Origin of the sequence: Microbacterium meiriae, from assembly GCF_040686935.1 — a bacterium.
In the GTDB taxonomy this organism is placed as follows: Bacteria; Actinomycetota; Actinomycetes; order Actinomycetales; family Microbacteriaceae; genus Microbacterium; species Microbacterium meiriae.
This window is the reverse complement of the sequence record NZ_JBFBMF010000005.1, coordinates 36,157-51,701: the sequence shown is the minus strand read 5'-3', so window position 1 is coordinate 51,701 and position 15,545 is coordinate 36,157. Positions and strand designations below refer to the sequence as shown.

Annotated in this window: 15 protein-coding genes; 9 read left to right on the top strand and 6 right to left on the bottom strand. The window is 71.6% G+C overall.

Going from position 1 to position 15,545, the window contains the following annotated elements; translation table 11 throughout:
• Positions 1-356: 356 nt before the first annotated feature.
• The 6 genes from AB0P08_RS15685 to AB0P08_RS15660 all read left to right on the top strand — a co-directional run bounded on the left by AB0P08_RS15685 (position 357) and on the right by AB0P08_RS15660 (position 6,221).
• Positions 357-1,121, top strand: a complete 765-nt coding sequence (locus tag AB0P08_RS15685) for a sugar phosphate isomerase/epimerase family protein (protein ID WP_363590468.1) — start codon at positions 357-359, stop codon at positions 1,119-1,121.
• A gap of 43 nt (positions 1,122-1,164) precedes the next feature.
• Positions 1,165-2,232, top strand: coding sequence for a LacI family DNA-binding transcriptional regulator (locus AB0P08_RS15680; protein ID WP_363590467.1), 1,068 nt, complete (start codon positions 1,165-1,167; stop codon positions 2,230-2,232).
• Positions 2,229-3,332, top strand: a complete 1,104-nt coding sequence (locus tag AB0P08_RS15675; protein WP_363590466.1) for a glycerate kinase — start codon at positions 2,229-2,231, stop codon at positions 3,330-3,332. Before AB0P08_RS15680 ends, AB0P08_RS15675 begins: the two co-directional genes overlap by 4 nt.
• 141 nt (positions 3,333-3,473) lie before the next feature.
• A complete protein-coding gene (locus tag AB0P08_RS15670) occupies positions 3,474-4,325 on the top strand; it encodes an ABC transporter permease (RefSeq protein WP_085605959.1) in 852 nt (283 codons plus the stop codon).
• Positions 4,326-4,356: 31 nt separating this feature from the next.
• Positions 4,357-5,391, top strand: coding sequence for an ABC transporter substrate-binding protein (locus tag AB0P08_RS15665; RefSeq protein ID WP_268777096.1), 1,035 nt, complete (start codon positions 4,357-4,359; stop codon positions 5,389-5,391).
• 11 nt (positions 5,392-5,402) lie between these two features.
• On the top strand, positions 5,403-6,221 hold the full coding sequence (locus tag AB0P08_RS15660) for an ABC transporter ATP-binding protein (protein ID WP_060922883.1): 819 nt from the start codon (positions 5,403-5,405) through the stop codon (positions 6,219-6,221).
• A gap of 461 nt (positions 6,222-6,682) precedes the next feature.
• Here AB0P08_RS15660 and pgm read toward each other — a convergent pair whose 3' ends face one another.
• The gene (gene pgm, locus AB0P08_RS15655) at positions 6,683-8,326 is read right to left on the bottom strand and encodes a phosphoglucomutase (alpha-D-glucose-1,6-bisphosphate-dependent) (protein WP_363590465.1); all 1,644 of its coding nucleotides are present in this window, start codon (positions 8,324-8,326) and stop codon (positions 6,683-6,685) included.
• A 45-nt stretch (positions 8,327-8,371) separates the two neighbouring features.
• On the opposite strand from pgm, the gene pheA reads away from it, so the two are divergent.
• Positions 8,372-9,355 (top strand): prephenate dehydratase, encoded by a 984-nt coding sequence (pheA, locus tag AB0P08_RS15650; protein ID WP_259953402.1) that lies wholly within the window; start codon positions 8,372-8,374, stop codon positions 9,353-9,355.
• A 473-nt stretch (positions 9,356-9,828) separates the two neighbouring features.
• On the opposite strand, the gene AB0P08_RS15645 is transcribed toward pheA, so the two are convergent.
• The 5 genes from AB0P08_RS15645 to AB0P08_RS15625 form a co-directional block, all read right to left on the bottom strand.
• Positions 9,829-10,035 carry a methyltransferase gene (locus AB0P08_RS15645; RefSeq protein ID WP_363590464.1) on the bottom strand — a complete coding sequence of 69 codons (207 nt, stop codon included), beginning with the start codon at positions 10,033-10,035 and terminating at the stop codon, positions 9,829-9,831.
• 101 nt (positions 10,036-10,136) lie between these two features.
• Entirely contained in the window at positions 10,137-10,694 is a 558-nt protein-coding gene (locus AB0P08_RS15640; RefSeq protein ID WP_363590463.1) for an endonuclease domain-containing protein, read from the bottom strand.
• A 773-nt stretch (positions 10,695-11,467) separates the two neighbouring features.
• Positions 11,468-12,505 (bottom strand): LLM class flavin-dependent oxidoreductase, encoded by a 1,038-nt coding sequence (locus AB0P08_RS15635; protein ID WP_336500113.1) that lies wholly within the window; start codon positions 12,503-12,505, stop codon positions 11,468-11,470.
• 36 nt (positions 12,506-12,541) lie between these two features.
• Positions 12,542-12,769, bottom strand: coding sequence for a DUF2795 domain-containing protein (locus AB0P08_RS15630; RefSeq protein WP_363590462.1), 228 nt, complete (start codon positions 12,767-12,769; stop codon positions 12,542-12,544).
• Between the two features lie 66 nt (positions 12,770-12,835).
• Positions 12,836-13,258, bottom strand: a complete 423-nt coding sequence (locus AB0P08_RS15625) for an Hsp20/alpha crystallin family protein (protein WP_060922486.1) — start codon at positions 13,256-13,258, stop codon at positions 12,836-12,838.
• A 125-nt stretch (positions 13,259-13,383) separates the two neighbouring features.
• On the opposite strand from AB0P08_RS15625, the gene AB0P08_RS15620 reads away from it, so the two are divergent.
• Together AB0P08_RS15620 and AB0P08_RS15615 are read left to right on the top strand one after the other, a co-directional pair.
• Positions 13,384-13,692 carry a MerR family transcriptional regulator gene (locus AB0P08_RS15620; protein ID WP_187662444.1) on the top strand — a complete coding sequence of 103 codons (309 nt, stop codon included), beginning with the start codon at positions 13,384-13,386 and terminating at the stop codon, positions 13,690-13,692.
• Between the two features lie 57 nt (positions 13,693-13,749).
• Entirely contained in the window at positions 13,750-15,480 is a 1,731-nt protein-coding gene (locus AB0P08_RS15615) for a cation:proton antiporter (RefSeq protein WP_187662443.1), read from the top strand.
• The last annotated feature ends 65 nt before the right edge of the window (positions 15,481-15,545 follow it).

Here is a 15,545-nt window from a genome sequence, read left to right as displayed (position 1 = left end):
CCCTCCGTCTCCGGTCCCTCCTTGGTCCCGGCGTGGTTCCGGAGGCACGACCCGTTCCCGGATGCACGACCCGTCCCCGGGTGTCGGTCGTCCCGACGTGCCCGGGTCGTGCATCCGTCCCGGTCCCGTCGTCGTGTGTCGGTCGTCGTGTGTCGGCCGACGGGGGGACACCTGCACGACCCGGGTCCGTGGGCACGATCAGGCCCAGGTTTCGGTCGTGCAGGCGGGACGGCGTCGTGCAGGTGGGACTCGAGGACGGGGAACGGAACGGGCCGGGACGTCCGACCGAGGAGCCCGGGGGTCAACGGGCCGGGACGTCCGACCAAGGAGATCGGGAGGACTGAGAGGATGACGGGATGACGGGGATCCGTGCGGGACTGTGCTCGGTGACGTTCCGCGCCCTGCCGCCGGAGAGGATCGTCGCGCTCGCGGCCGCCGCAGGTCTCGAGGTGATCGAGTGGGGCGGGGACGTGCATGTGCCACCGGGGGAGGTCGGCCGCGCGGCGGAGGTCGCACGGATGACCACGGATGCCGGGCTCGCCGTCGCGTCCTACGGGTCGTACTTCCGCGCCGGATCGGAGGAGTCGCTGACCGCGGTCCTCGACAGTGCCGCGGCCCTCGGAGCCGACCGCGTGCGGGTGTGGGCAGGGAGTCACGGCTCCGCGGAGGTGTCCGCGCAGGAGCGTGCCCGCGTCGTGACGCGGCTCCGCGCGGCGGCGGTCGAGGCGGCTGCCCGCGGCATCGGGCTCGCCCTGGAGTTCCACGGCGGCACGCTCGCCGACACCGCCCCGGCCACCCTCGAGCTCCTGCACGAGGTCGACCACCCGATGCTGTCGACGTACTGGCAGCCCACGGTCGGCGCCGCCGTTCCCGCGGTGCTCGAGGAGTTCCGTCGGCTCAGCCCCCATGTCTCCGCCGCTCATGTCTTCTCCTGGTGGCCGCGCACCGAACGGCACCCGCTGCGCTCGAGGTCCGCGCTCTGGACACGGTTCTTCGCGGAAGCGGCCGCCACCCCGCACCCGCCGCGTGACGCCCTGTTGGAGTTCGTGCCCGACGACGCCCCCGAGCTCCTCGCCGGTGAGGCCGCCGCCCTGCTCGGTTTCCTCGGACGGCGGCCGTGAGCGTCCCTCGAAGCGGATCCGTCCTCGTCGGTAGGCTCGGAGCATGACCCCATCCGCCACACCGGCAGAGCCGCCGACCGCGCGTCGCCCCCGTCACGCCAGGGGACCGGCGCCCACGCTGCATGACGTCGCGCTCGAGGCCGGGGTGTCGCTGGCGACCGCCTCTCGCGTGCTGAACGGTTCCGAGCGCAAGGTCGCGGCGCCCTTCCGGGAACGGGTGGAGGCCGCCGCCGAGGCCCTCGGCTACACCGCCAACGTCTCCGCGCAGGCGACCGCCCGCGGACGCTCGCCGGTGATCGCGCTCCTCGTCGCGGACATCGCCGACCCCTACTTCGGACTCATCGCATCGGGCGTCGCGCGGGGTGCCGACGAGCAGGGTCTCGTCGTAACCGTGGCCATCACCGAGCGCGACCCGGCGCGGGAGGCGCGGATCGTCCGTGCGCTGCGCGGACAGCGACCGCAGGGGCTCATCCTCGCCGCCTCGCGCACGCAGGGGGAGGGGCAGGCGGAGACCGCCCGCGAGCTCGCCGAGTTCACCCGCCTCGGGGGCCGTGTCGTCGCGTTCGGCGCGGACGGCGACGGCGACCGCCGGGTGGAGATCGACAACCGGGCCGGGGCCGCCGCGCTCGGCCGTCGGATGGCGGAACTCGGGTATCGCTCGGTGGTGCTCGTCGGGGCGGCGGAGGGCGTGCGCACCTCGGACGACCGGCTGGCGGGCTTCCGCGCCGGGTTCGCGGAGGGCGGCGGCGAGGTCGCGCAGACCGTCCGCGGAGACTTCCGCCGCGAGTCGGGGGCGACGGCGATGGCCGACGCCCTGGCAGCCGGGGTCCCCGAGGGTACCGTCGTGTTCGGCATCAGCGACGTGGTGGCCATCGGGGCGATGGCGGCCATCCGCGCGGCGGGCCGGGAGGTCGGCGCGGACATCGCCGTCTGCGGTTTCGACGACGTGCCCTCGAGTCGCGATGTGACACCGGCCCTCACCACGGTCTGCGTGCCGCTGAGCGATGCCGGGTATCAGGCCTTCCGCGCGATCGTCGACGAGGACTGGCAGCAGCCGACGCTCCCGCTCGAGGTGGTCGTGCGCGCGAGCACCCCGGGGCTCCGGGCATGACCCGCGTCGTCATCGCTCCGGACAGTTTCAAGGGCACGATCACGGCGGCGGAGGCCGCGGCAGCGCTCGCCGACGGCTGGCGGGAGGTCGAGCCGGCGGCGGACATCGTCCTCCGCCCGATGGCCGACGGCGGGGAGGGGACCGTCGCGGCGTTCGCGACGGCCGTACCGGATGCACAGCGCATGCCGGTCACCGTCGACGGCCCGGCGGGCGCTCCCGTCGAGACGTCCTGGCTGCTCCTGCCGAGCACGACCGATGCTCCCGGCGGCACGGGCGTCGTCGACATCGCCTCGACCTCAGGCATCGAGCTCCTCGACGGCCTGCGGCCCTGGGATGCCGATACGACCGGCTTCGGGCAGGCGATCGCCGCCGCCCTCGATCACGGCGTCTCGCGACTGATCCTCGGCATCGGCTCCAGCGCCTCGACCGACGGCGGCACCGGCATGCTCACCGCCCTCGGCGCGCGCTTCCTCGACGGGGACGGCCGGCCGGTCGCGAGGGGAGCCCGGGGTCTGGCGCACATCGCCACGGCGGATCTCGGCGCGCTGCGCACCGCGCCGGATGTCCGCGTGCTGACCGATGTCACGAATCCGCTCACCGGGTCTCGCGGCGCGGCGGCGGTGTTCGGTCCGCAGAAGGGGCTCACGGAGCCCGGCGACATCGCCCGGGTCGACGACGCGCTCGCCCGTCTCGCCGCCCTCCTTCCCGTCGACCCGCAGCTCCCCGGCACGGGTGCCGCCGGCGGTACGGGGGCGGCGCTCGTGCGCTGGGGCGGAATCCTCGCCCCGGGGGCGGCCGAGGTGGCCGCGCTCGTCGATCTGGCCGGGGCCGTCCGTGGCGCCGAGGCCGTGATCACCGGCGAGGGGTCGTACGACGGACAGTCGGGTGACGGGAAGGTGCCGTCCTTCCTCGCCGCGCTCGCCGTCGAGGCGGGGGCGCGTCCTCTGCTCGCCGCGGGTCGGATCGCGGACGATGCCGACGCCGGTCTGTTCACGCGGGCCGTGTCGCTGACCGCGTTGGCGGGGTCGTCCGCCGCCGCCGTGGCCGACCCCGCGCGCTGGCTTCGCGTCGCGGGCGCGGAGCTGGCCCGGTCGCGGTGACCGACCCGGAGGCCGCGCCGACGCGCGAGATCCGCGCGGGCGCGACACCGTGCGTTGACACGGCAGAACGGTCGGCATAGACTCGCAACACCGAACGGGAATGCGCTTTCCCGAATCCTTCACGAAGATGTCGAGGACCCCATGTCGTCTGCCCCCTCCGCGACCATGACCCTGGCGATCGCCGCCGACCGCCCCGAGCCTCCGGGCATCGTCCGCTGGTGGAGCCGTCACTGGCACCCGCTCGTCTTCGTGCTCGCGGTGCTCGCCCTCTGGTGGGTCTCCACGAGCCTCGGGTGGGTGCCCGCGTTCATCATCCCGTCGCCCGCCGACACCTGGGCGGCCTTCACCGACAACGCCGCCTACCTCGCGCAGAACACCTGGGTCACCACCTACGAGACCGTGATCGGGTTCGTCATCGCGGTCGTCGTCGGCGTCCTCGTCGCCGTGCTCATGGTGTACTCGCGGGGTCTGGAGCAGACGCTCTATCCGGTCATCCTCTTCGCCCAGGTCATCCCGAAGATCGCGATCGCTCCGCTGTTCGTGGTCTGGCTCGGGTTCGGCGCGGAGCCGAAGATCCTCGTGGCCGTGCTCATGGCGTTCTTCCCGGTCGTCATCTCGGGCCTCGCGGGCCTGCGCACCGTCGATCCGGAGATCCTCCAGCTCGCGTCGACCATGGGAGCGAGCCGCTTCAAGACCTTCCTCAAGGTGCGGCTGCCCGCGGCGCTGCCCGAGCTCCTCTCCGGTCTCAAGGTCGCCGCGACGCTCGCGGTCACCGGTGCCGTCGTCGGCGAGTTCGTCGGCGCGAACGAGGGCCTCGGCTACGTGATCCTCCAGGCCAACGGCAACCTCGACACCGCCATGCTCTTCGCCGCGCTCATCATCATGTCGCTGCTCGGCGTCATCCTCTTCGGCATCATCCAGATCGCCGAGCGCTTCCTCATCCCGTGGCACGCCTCCAAGCGTGACGTCGCCGCGGCCACCGTCCGACTCTGACCCCCCCTCGCCCCCACGAAAGAAGGCACTGATGAAGAAGTCAGGCACCATCCTCAGCTCGATCGCCCTCGCGTCCGCCGCGGTGCTCGCCCTCTCCGGCTGCGGAGGATCGACGACCCCGGCGAGCTCCGGCGACGGTGACGGCGGGGAGCTCACGCCCGTCACCCTCATGCTCAACTGGTACCCGTACGGCGAGCACGCGGCGTTCTACTACGGCGTCGACCAGGGCATCTTCGAGGAGCACGGCATCGACCTCACGATCAAGGCCGGCCAGGGCTCGACGAAGACCGCGCAGGCCGTCGGGCAGGGGCAGGTCGACTTCGGCTGGGCGGACACCCCGGCCGTCCTCGCGAACATCGACAAGGGCGTCGGCATCAAGAGCGTCGGCGTCTTCCTGCAGACCACGCCGTCGGCCGTGCAGGTCTTCGCCGACTCCGGCATCTCCAGCCCCGAAGACCTCAAGGGCAAGACCATCGCGGTCTCCGCGGGCGACGCCCCGACCACGACCTTCCCGATGTACCTCGAGGCCGTGGGCCTGGAGGAGGGCGATGTGACGCAGCAGAACCTCGACGCCGCGGGGAAGATCGCCGCCATGCTCTCGGGCAAGGTCGACGGCCTCATCGGCTTCGCGCACGACCAGGGTCCGACCATCGCCGACAAGAGCGGCAAGGACGTCGAGTACCTGCGCTACTCCGACGCCGGCCTGAACTTCTTCAGCAACGGCCTCATCGCGCCGACCGACACCATCGAGAACGACCCGGAGCTCGTCGAGGCCCTCGTCGCCGCGACCTCGGAGGCTTTCGAGGCCGCGCAGGAGGACCCCGAGGCCGCAGTGGCCGCGATGGAGGGCAAGGACCCGCAGATGCCGTCGCAGGAGGTCCTGCTGCACCAGTGGGAGGAGACCATCGAGCTGCTCCACACCGACGCCACCGAGGGCCAGGCTCCCGGCGCGAACGCCACCGAGGACTGGGAGTCCACGTTGGAGGTGCTGTCCGAGGCCGGGCTCATCTCGGGGGACGGCGATGTGGAGACCTACTTCGACGACGCCTTCACCCCCGGGAAGTGAGACCGATCGTCATGGACACTCACGTTCAGCAGGAACGCGGACCCGCGGCCACGAGCACCGCTCCGGCGCTCGAGGTCTCGGATCTCGCGATCACCTTCGCCTCCAAGCGGCGCCAGGTCACGGCCCTCGAGGGCGTCGACCTGCGCGTCGAGGAGGGGGAGTTCCTCTCCATCGCCGGGCCCTCGGGCTGCGGCAAGTCGACCCTCCTGAAGGCCGTCGCCGGACTCACCGCTCCGAGCCGGGGCAGCATCCGCCTGCGCGGCGACGAGGTCCGGGGTCCGCGGCAGGACATCGGCTACGTGTTCCAGCGGGCGGCGCTCCTGGAATGGCGCAGCGTTCGCGGCAACATCCTCCTGCAGGCCGAGATGCGCGGGATGGACATGCGCAAGGCCCAGGCCCGTGCCGACGAGCTCATCGAGATGACCGGTCTCACCGGCTTCGAGAAGTCGCTGCCGCACGAGCTCTCCGGCGGCATGCAGCAGCGGGTGTCGCTGTGTCGGGCGTTGCTGCACGAGCCGCGGGTGCTGCTCATGGACGAGCCCTTCGGCGCCCTCGACGCCCTCACGCGCGAGCGCATGAACGTCGAGCTCAACCGGATCTGGAGCGCCACCGGCACGACCGTGCTGCTCGTGACCCACTCGGTCGCGGAGGCCGTCTACCTCGCCAGCCGCGTCATCGTGATGGGTCCGCGCCCCGGGCGGATCCTGGAGGAGCACCGCGTCGACCTCCCGGCCCGCCGCGGCTACGCCGACGTGCTGGAGACGGAGGAGTTCCACCGCGTCTCCAGCCGCGTCCGCGAACTCCTCGGCTCCTCCACCGACGCCGACTGACCCCGTCCCGCCCCGCCCCACCCCGCCCCGTCCCGTCCGCCCTGCCCCGTCCCGTCCCGTCCGGGATCGTCCGGGATCGAAACCGCCCCTCCGCGACGTCCCCCAGGGACGTTTTCGATCCCGCGACAGGGGTGGCCCGCGGGACGGGATCTAAACCGCTCCTCCGCGGTCTCCCGCAGGGACGTTTTCGATCCCGCGACCGGGAGCGGTGGGCGGGAGACGGACGGCCGACCTGCGACAACGGGAGGACTCGTCGCCACGGCCTTGGGACGTTCGCGCACTCGGCGGATTCGCTCGACCCGGGTCGCGGGATCGATTACGTCCCTCTCCGGCGCGTGCCAGGCGCACTCTCGATCCCGCACGAGGTGTCCACCGGGGTGCGGGATCGAAAACTCCCCTCGGCGGTGGCCGAGGGGAGCGGTTTCGATCCCGCGGCACCCGCGGATCCCGCGGGGGCGGAGTCAGTCGCCGAGGGCGGCGGACACCACGGCGCGGGCTTCGGCCTGCACCGCGGCGAGGTGCTCCGGGCCGCGCAGGCTCTCGGCGTAGAGCTTGTAGACGTCCTCGGTGCCGGACGGCCGCGCGGCGAACCACGCGTGCGGGGTCTGCACCTTCAGGCCGCCGATCGCCGCACCGTTGCCGGGAGCGTGCGAGAGCTTCGCGATGATGTCCTCGCCGGCGAGGGTGGTCGCCGTCACCGATTCCGGAGACAGCTTGCCGAGCGTCGCCTTCTGCTCAGGGGTGGCCGGGGCGTCGACGCGCTGGTAGGCGGACGAACCGAAGGCGTCCTCGAGTTCCGCGTAGCGCTGCGACGGGGTCTTGCCGGTCACCGCGAGGATCTCCGCCGCGAGCAGGCAGAGGAGGATGCCGTCCTTGTCGGTCGACCACACGGAGCCGTCGTGCCGCAGGAACGAGGCCCCCGCCGACTCCTCGCCGCCGAACGCCACGGAACCGTCGAGCAGCCCGGGCACGAACCACTTGAAGCCGACCGGGACCTCCAGCAGACGCCTCCCGAGCGACTCGGCCACGCGGTCGATGATCATCGACGACACCAGCGTCTTGCCGACCGCCGCCTCGCGCGGCCAGTGCTCCCGGTGCGAGAAGAGGTAGTCGATGGCGACGGCGAGGAAGTGGTTCGGGTTCATGAGCCCGGCGTCGGGGGTGACGATGCCGTGCCGGTCCGCGTCCGCGTCGTTCCCGGTGAGGATGTCGTAGTCGCCCTTCTTCGCCACGAGCGACGCCATGGCCGACGGAGACGACGGGTCCATCCGGATCTTCTCGTCCCAGTCGAGGGTCATGAAGCGCCACGTGGGGTCGACCTCGGGATTGACGACCGTGAGGTCGATGTCGTGCATCTCGGCGATCAGCGACCAGTACTCCACCGAGGCGCCGCCCAGCGGGTCCGCGCCGATACGCACGCCGGCGCGGCGGATCGCCTCGATGTCGATGATCGACGGGAGGTCGCGCACGTAGGCGTCGCGGAAGTCGTATCCGGTGATGGCGTCCCAGTCCACGTCGGCGAAGCGCTCGCGGCGCACCTCGGCCAGGCCGCCCGCGATGAGCTGGTTGGCGCGGTCGGCGATCCAGCCGGTCGCATCCGTGTCGGCGGGACCGCCGTGGGGCGGGTTGTACTTGAAGCCGCCGTCGCGGGGCGGGTTGTGCGAGGGGGTCACGACGATGCCGTCCGCACGCCCCGGGTCGTCGGCGGCGCGGTCGCGGTTGTACGTGAGGATCGCGTGACTCAGCGCCGGGGTCGGCACCCAGGAGTCCCGGGCGTCGACGCGCACGTCCACTCCGTTCGCGAGCAGGACCTCGATGGCGCTCCGCTCTGCGGGGAGGGAGAGGGCGTGGGTGTCGCGCCCCAGGAAGAGGGGGCCGGTGATGCCCTGCGCCGCACGGTAGTCGACGATCGCCTGGGTCGTGGCGAGGATGTGGTTCTCGTTGAAGCTCTTGGTGAGCGACGAGCCGCGGTGGCCGCTGGTGCCGAACACGACCCGTTCGCTCGGGACGTCCGGGTTCGGCACGCGGTCGTAGTAGGCGGCGATCAGCTCGTCGACGTCGATCAGGTCACTTTCCTCCGCGGGGAGGCCGGCACGGCTGCTCATGCACTCAGTCTGCCCCGTGCGGCGGATGCTCGCATCCGGCTTGACATGCGGGATTGCGATGAGTCACCGAGGGATAGGCTGAACGCCGTGACTGCACGCCGCACCTACAGCTATCTCGGACCAGCCGGAACCTTCACGGAGGCGGCGCTCGACCAGGTGGCCGAGGCCAGGGGGCAGGACTGGCGGCCGGTGCACAACGTGGGCGAGGCGCTCGCGGATGTGCTCGAAGGACGCAGCGACGCGGCCATGATCGCGATCGAGAACTCCATCGAGGGCGGTGTGTCCACCACGCAGGATGCGCTGGCGACTCTGCCGGGGCTCCGGATCATCGGCGAGTACCTCGTGCGGGTGAACTTCGTCCTCGTCGCACCGCGCGGCACCACTCTCGACCAGGTCGAGGTCATCGCCGCGCACCCTGTCGCCTACGCGCAGTGCCACGGCTGGCTCGGCGAACACCTCCCGACCCACTCGCACGTGCCGGCGGCGAGCAACGTCGCCTCGGCCATCGGTGTCCTCGACGGCAGCTCGCCCGCGCAGGCCGCGATCGCCGCCCCGGGCATCGTGCAGCACTATGACGTGGACGTCCTCGCCGAGGGCATCGGCGATAACGCGGCGGCCGTGACCCGGTTCGTCCTCGTCACGCGGACCACGCGTTCGCCCGCGCCGACCGGTGCCGACAAGACCTCGTTGATCGTGGAGCTCCCGCACGACCACCCTGGGTCGCTCCTCGAGATGCTGGAGCAGTTCTCGACGCGCGGCATCAACCTCTCGCTCATCGAGTCCCGGCCGATCGGCGACGAGCTCGGCCGGTACCGGTTCGTGATCGACGCGGACGGTCACATCGAGCACGAGCGGATGGCCGACGCCCTGCTCGGGATCCGCCGCTTCAGCCCCCGCGTGGTGTTCCTCGGGTCCTATCCCCGCGCCGACCGGCAGATCGTGCAGTACCCCGACCGCTACTCGGACGAGGTCTTCATCGAGGCCCGCGACTGGCTCCGCGGCATCCTCTCCGGCGAACCCGAGGCCTGAGTCTCGCCGCGGCCCGTCCGTCGCGCACCCCCGTGTGCCGTGCGCATGCGGGATCCATCTCGCGCCTCCCCGACGCGGGCAACGCGCGGATTCCGTCCCGCAGTCCCGGAGTCCCGCAGTCCCGGAGCCCCGCAGTCCCGGAGTCCCGGAGGGATGCCGGGTGCGGGATCGAAAACGCACGCCCCCGACCCGATTCGCGCACGTTCTCCATCCCGCATCGCGCCGCATCATCAACGTGGGTTCGAGAATGCGCGTCTCCGGGCGCGGCGAGGAACCCTTTTGATCCCGGCGCCTGAGGCTGTGCGGGACGAGCGCGTCTGATCCCGGCACTCGAGCCCTTGCGGGGCAGCGTCCGGGCACACCCACGCGCAACTACCGCGTCGCTCCCGCGGTAGCGATCACTGCGGGATCAGATTCGCGCCTCTCCCCGTCGCAGGAGGCGCCTTTTCGATCCCGCACGCGTGGTGGGGTGCTCAGTGCTCCTGGAACCGCGGCCAGTCGCTGCCGGGCAGCATGCGGGAATGCAGCGCGCCCTTCGCAGAGGCGAGGCTGGGATAGGTTCCGGCCGCCGCGTCCGCTCCCGCCATGGTCACCACATAGCCGTCCTCATCGTGGCGGATGCTCCCCACCACACCGTTCGTCCCGTAGGCGACCCACAGTGCGAGTGTCTTGGTGCTCATCGTCGAACCCCTCTCTCTGCGGCCGAGGCTACGCCTCAGTGCGGCCCGGGGCCAGCCCCTTCCCGGGGAGAAGCCTTCCCGTTCGGCCCGTGACACGGACCTCAACCCCAGAGGTGGCGTCGAACGTCGAGCGCACGACGGACGCGCGCGGCGAGAACCGTTCCGCCATCGCGAAGATCGAGCTCGGTCATCCGGATCACGAGCCACCCGTGGTCTTCGAGGTCGCGTTGGCGCCGGATATCGGCCCGCCACTGATCGCGGGCCGTCCGGTGGCCGTCGCCTTCGTATTCGATGGCGATGCGGTATTCCGGATAAGCGAGGTCGACCCTGGCGAGGAAGCGTCCGCCCGTGGAGACGACGTGCTGGACGGCGGGCTCCGGCAGTCCGAGGCTCACAAGCAGCAGGCGGGTCTCCGTCTCCTTCGGGGACTCGACACCCGGGCGCGCGAGCGGCAGCGCCTCTCGGATGCGGCCGCACCCGGGGAAGCGTCCCCAGCGCACCAAGTGCCGTTCGATGCTGTCCGCGGTTGCCACAGGCCGGCCCGTCCTCAGCCCCGGATAGACATCGGACGCCGTTAGGAGGGCATCAAGCGCGACGACCATCGGCGTCGACGCGAACTCCCGTGCACACAGGAACAGTGTGCTGACCGGGTCGACCATCGGCACTCCGTTGATGTGCCACGCATCTGCCCGTCCGGGCGCGATACGGCGCCCCCGGACACCGGCCGTCCGGGGCGGTGATGTCCCGGTGGGCACAGCGACATCGAGGGGCTCGCTGGGTGACCAGCGGACGGGTGTGGGAAGGCCCCACAGCCGCAGGGCCGTACGGCCGGCGAAGGCCTGGCCCTGGCGGAGGCGCGGCAGGTAGGAGGCGACTCGATCGTCGAAGGTGGCGGGCTCCACCGTCGACCGCACGCCGGCGAACGGCCGCGAGAGGTCTCGGCTGGAGTACCTCTTCCGACCGACCCCGATGGCAGCGGCGTCACGGACGGCGAAATGAGGGCCGAGGTCAGGTGGAAGAGGGATCCGGTGTCGCATGCGTCCATGCTGTCCGTGGCGTGCCCGCCCTCCGACGGTCTCCTCTCGCTCCGTCCGGCTCCTGTGGAAAACCCGAACCTACACGGACCTGTGGCGGAGACGTCCCCGTCGAGCGGGATCAGAGATGCCCCTCCGGTGGCGGTCCGAAGCACGTTTCTGGTCCCGCGTGCTGAGGCGCGCGGCGCACATGGCGTGAGCGAGGGGGCGGCGGGTGTCAAGGGTGCGGGATCAGAAAGGCGCCGCGCAGGGCAGGCGGGGGACCGTTATCGATCCCGCACCTCGGAAGGGAACCAGGCGCCGGGGACCGTTATCGATCCCGCGACGCGACTCACGCGCCCGCGACGTGACTCACGCGCCCGGGACGCGACTCACGCGCCCGGGACCCGCGACGCGACTCACGCCCCCGCGACGAGCTCCAGCGTCTGGGCGCGCCCCGCAGCCGAGTCCTTCGGCTCCGCGTCGTAGGCTCCGGCGACGGGGGAGAGCATGACCTCGTCCACCCCGTAGGTGGTCGCGAAGGAGCGGACCTCCGCGGCGACGGACTCCCCGGTGCCGACGAACCACCGTGACCGCGCCGCCTCGACCACCTGGTCTGTCGCGGCGTCGTGCTCTGCGGAGAGGGCCTGTTCGACGGTCTCCAGTGCGACGAGCGGCTGGTTGAGCCGGAGTCGCGCCATCATCCGCAGCTGCGGGAGCGCGCGGGCCTCCGCCTCCTCCGCGGTCGGTGCCGCGACGGCGTTCACGGTGAGGAAGGTCCGCGGCTCCGGATGCTCCTCGCTCGGACGGTAGTTCGTGCGGTAGAGGTCGAGGGCGCGTTCCAGGCCCTGTCCGGAGAAGTGGTTCGCGAACACGTACGGCAGGCCGAGGGAGGCGGCGAGCTGTGCGGAGTAGTCGCTCGACCCCAGCAGCCACACCTCGGGCACTCCTGTCGCGGCGGGGGTCGCCCGCACGGTGTACTCCCCGCCGGAGGTGAAGCGCACGGTGGCGCCGTCGGCGGTGAAGAGCGCCGCGATGTCCTGCACGTGCCGGGGGAACTGCTCCACGTCGCTGGTGGTCCCGGACCCCCGGAGGAGCTGGGTGATCACGGGGTCGCTGCCGGGGGCGCGGCCGAGGCCCAGGTCGATGCGTCCGGGCGCGATGGCTTCGAGGGCGGCGAACTGCTCGGCCACGATGAGGGGCGCGTGGTTCGGGAGCATGACGCCGCCGGAGCCGAGACGGATGCGGGAGGTGCGCGTGGCGGCGGCCGCGATGAGGACCGGCGGCGTGGTCGAGGCGACCGCGGGCATGTTGTGGTGCTCGGCGAACCAGTACCGGCGGTAGCCGAGCCGGTCGGCGGTCGCGGCGAGGGAGAGGGAGGCGGAGATGGCCTCGGCGCTGGTCTGGCCGGAGCGGACCGGCACGAGGTCGAGGACGGAGAGGGCGACGTCGTTCATCTCCGGATGCAACCTCGGCCGCCGCTCCGGCATTCCCTACGCGGCGAGGCGCGAGGCGGGGGTGAGTGCGTCGGCGAGGGCGGTGCGGGCGAGGCGGTAGCGGATGAGCCAGGCGGCGCTGTAGCTCTGTTCGGGCAGGTCGCGCAGCGCCGCGCGATCTTCCGCCGGCAGTCCGTCCCGCGCCGCTTCGCGCAGGAGATCGTCGCGGGTCGCCGGGTACTCCATGTCGGCGAGGAAACGGTCGAGGGTCGAGGAGAGTGCCATGATTCGTCCTTTCCGTGAGAAGAGGAGAAGAGCGGGGGCGGCGCGAGTGCACCGCCCCCAGGATGATCAGGCGTCGATCGCCTGGCGCTGTTCGCCGGACTCGACGGTGATCTTGCGCGGCTTCGCCCGCTCGCTGACGGGGATGACGACCGACAGGACACCGCTCTCATACGAGGCGCTGATGTTGTCGAGGTCCACACCGTCGCCGAGCGAGAACTGGCGCAGGAACGACCCGGCCCCGCGCTCGCGGGCGAGCCAGCGCACGCCCTCACGGGTGTCGGCCGTGCGCTGGGCGCGGATCGTGAGCTGACCGCCGTCGAGGTCGACGTCGATGGAGCCCGGGTCGGCGCCGGGGAGGTCGGCGTGCAGGATGTAGCGGTCCCCGTCGCGGTACAGGTCCACCGGCATCGACCGGGGCGCGCGCACGGAGTCCAAGACGCTCGCGGCGAAGCGGTCGAGCTGGCTGAAGGGATCGAAGGTCAGTGCCATGAGGTTTCTCCTTTCGTGCGGCCCTGCAAGGGCTGAGGTGGTGTGCAGATTATCTGCACGTCAGGAATAGATTTGTTATAGAACACTTGCAGGATTCTTCGCAACCCCGACCTGAGGACACCCGGATGACCGCACGCGACTCGCGCACCCCGCTCTACGGCATCGCCGTCGCCGCCCAGCTCGTCGACCTGCCGGAGGCGACGATCCGACTCTTCGAGAGCAAGGGGCTTCTCGCGCCCGCTCGCAGTGACGGCGGCACGCGTCGGTACAGCGACGACGACATCACCCGCCTGCGTCGCGCGGCCGAACTCCGCGGGGACGGCATCAACATCGCCGGGATCGCGCGGGTCCTCGACCTGCAAGACGAGAACGCGGGCCTCCGCGAAGCCCTCGATGCGGACGGGCCGGGACGGGAGCGCCCCGTCCGCGACTGACACCCCGCCCATGCTCCGCGGACCGGGGAGCGCGGACGACGCCGCTACGCTTTCCGCATGGAAGCCGGGATCTTCTACGTCCTCGTCGGAGCCGTCGCCGTGGCCGCCGTCGCGCGGTGGCGAGGATGGCCCGCACCGCTGCTCGTGACCGTCGTCGCGCTGGCCGCGTCGTTCCTGCCGTTCGTGCCGGAACTGGAGATCGACGGGCACCTGCTGCTCGGCCTCGTGCTGCCGCCGTTGCTGTACTCCGCCGCCCTCGACGTGTCGTTCGTCGGGTTCAAGCGCAGCCTCCCGCAGATCCGCCGTCTCGGGATCTGGCTGGTGCTGCTCACCGCGTTCGCCGTCGGACTCGTGGCCTGGTGGATCCTGCCGTCGCTCACGCTGCCGGGCGCGCTGCTGCTCGGGGCCATTGTCGCTCCGCCGGACGCGGTGTCGGCGGCGGCGATCGGTCGTCGTCTCGGTCTGCCCCGCCGCATCATGACGGTGCTGTCGGGGGAGAGCCTCATCAACGACGCGACCTCGCTCACGCTCTACCGGGTGTTCGCCGCGATCCTCGCCGGGGCGACCGTGTCGATCGGGGGCGGCGTCGGTCAGTTCCTCCTCGCGGTCGGCGTAGGGGTGGGGATCGGGCTCGTCTTCGGGATCGTGCTGCATCAGCTCCGGATGCGCATCGGCGACCCGGTCGTGATCGGCACCTTCGGTCTTCTGGCCCCGTTCGGCGCGTACAACATCGCGGAGCATCTGCTCGGCTCCGGCGTGCTCGCGGTCGTGGCCATGGGCCTCTTCGTCGGCTTCAACGCCCCGCGCACCGATTACACGACCCGGCAGCAGGAGGCGCCGCTGTGGCTGTCGGCCGACCTGCTGCTGGAGAGCTTCGTGTTCGCCTACATCGGCCTCCAGTTCCCGCGGGTGCTCAACGACCTCGGCAGCGAGTCGGTGGGGCACATCCTCCTGCTCTCCGGCGCCGTGCTGCTCGTGGTGCTCGTCGTCCGGCCGCTCTACATCTACCCGATCAGCGCGTGGTCGAACTTCCAGGACCGCCGCCGGCTCGCACGCATGGACCGTGGCATCGCGTCCGGGGAGTTCGACGAGCGTCGCCGGCGGTCCCGGCGGTGGCGGGACCAGAGCACGGACGAGCTGCGGACGCAGATCGTGCGGGAGCGCATGGCGGGTCTGCGGCTCACGTGGAAGGACAACGCGGTCATCTCCTGGGCGGGCATGCGCGGCGTGGTGACCCTGGCGATCGCGGTGGCCGCCGCCGATCTGGCCGGGCTCGACACCGAGGCCGCGCACGCCATCGTCGTGGTCGCCTTCATCGTCACCGTCGGCACGCTCCTGCTGCAGGGGCTCACGCTGCCGCTGCTCATCCGGCGCTTGGAGATCGCCGGGGATGAGGAGCACGAGGAGGACGTCGCGGCGTTGGAGACGGTCAAGGCCAAGAGCCGCGAGGCGGGCAAGGCCTATCTCGCCGAGAAGCGTCGGGAGTGGGAGCAGAAGCACGGCGAGGTCGACCTCGGCATGTTCGACGCGTTCACGAAGCGCATGACCCGGGTGGAGAAGGACACCGACGACGCACAGCAGGTCGAGGACACGGTGGCCCGCCCGTCCTACGACGACCTCGTCGCGCTGACCAAGGGATGGCTGCAGGTGCGACGGGAGATCCTCGTCGCGGAGCGCGATGCCGGGGAGCTCGACGAGGAGGTCATGCGGGAGCTGCTTGCCGCGATGGACGCCGAGGAGCTCGCGCTCGACACCCGTGGCGCGACCCGCCCCCTGAGTCGCAGCTGACCCCTCCTTCCCCTCGACCCACCCCCTTCCGGTCGACCCACCCCTCTGCGACCGCCCGCAACGGG

Excerpts from the sequence above, each read along its gene's own strand:
- AB0P08_RS15685 (WP_363590468.1), top strand. The coding sequence starts at position 357 with ATGACGGGGATCCGTGCGGGACTGTGCTCGGTGACGTTCCGCGCCCTG.
- AB0P08_RS15680 (WP_363590467.1), top strand. The coding sequence starts at position 1,165 with ATGACCCCATCCGCCACACCGGCAGAGCCGCCGACCGCGCGTCGCCCC.
- AB0P08_RS15675 (WP_363590466.1), top strand. The coding sequence starts at position 2,229 with ATGACCCGCGTCGTCATCGCTCCGGACAGTTTCAAGGGCACGATCACG.
- AB0P08_RS15670 (WP_085605959.1), top strand. The coding sequence starts at position 3,474 with ATGTCGTCTGCCCCCTCCGCGACCATGACCCTGGCGATCGCCGCCGAC.
- AB0P08_RS15665 (WP_268777096.1), top strand. The coding sequence starts at position 4,357 with ATGAAGAAGTCAGGCACCATCCTCAGCTCGATCGCCCTCGCGTCCGCC.
- AB0P08_RS15660 (WP_060922883.1), top strand. The coding sequence starts at position 5,403 with ATGGACACTCACGTTCAGCAGGAACGCGGACCCGCGGCCACGAGCACC.
- pgm (WP_363590465.1), bottom strand. The coding sequence starts at position 8,326 with ATGAGCAGCCGTGCCGGCCTCCCCGCGGAGGAAAGTGACCTGATCGAC.
- pheA (WP_259953402.1), top strand. The coding sequence starts at position 8,372 with ATGCGGGATTGCGATGAGTCACCGAGGGATAGGCTGAACGCCGTGACT.
- AB0P08_RS15645 (WP_363590464.1), bottom strand. The coding sequence starts at position 10,035 with ATGAGCACCAAGACACTCGCACTGTGGGTCGCCTACGGGACGAACGGT.
- AB0P08_RS15640 (WP_363590463.1), bottom strand. The coding sequence starts at position 10,694 with ATGGTCGACCCGGTCAGCACACTGTTCCTGTGTGCACGGGAGTTCGCG.
- AB0P08_RS15635 (WP_336500113.1), bottom strand. The coding sequence starts at position 12,505 with ATGAACGACGTCGCCCTCTCCGTCCTCGACCTCGTGCCGGTCCGCTCC.
- AB0P08_RS15630 (WP_363590462.1), bottom strand. The coding sequence starts at position 12,769 with ATGGCACTCTCCTCGACCCTCGACCGTTTCCTCGCCGACATGGAGTAC.
- AB0P08_RS15625 (WP_060922486.1), bottom strand. The coding sequence starts at position 13,258 with ATGGCACTGACCTTCGATCCCTTCAGCCAGCTCGACCGCTTCGCCGCG.
- AB0P08_RS15620 (WP_187662444.1), top strand. The coding sequence starts at position 13,384 with ATGACCGCACGCGACTCGCGCACCCCGCTCTACGGCATCGCCGTCGCC.
- AB0P08_RS15615 (WP_187662443.1), top strand. The coding sequence starts at position 13,750 with ATGGAAGCCGGGATCTTCTACGTCCTCGTCGGAGCCGTCGCCGTGGCC.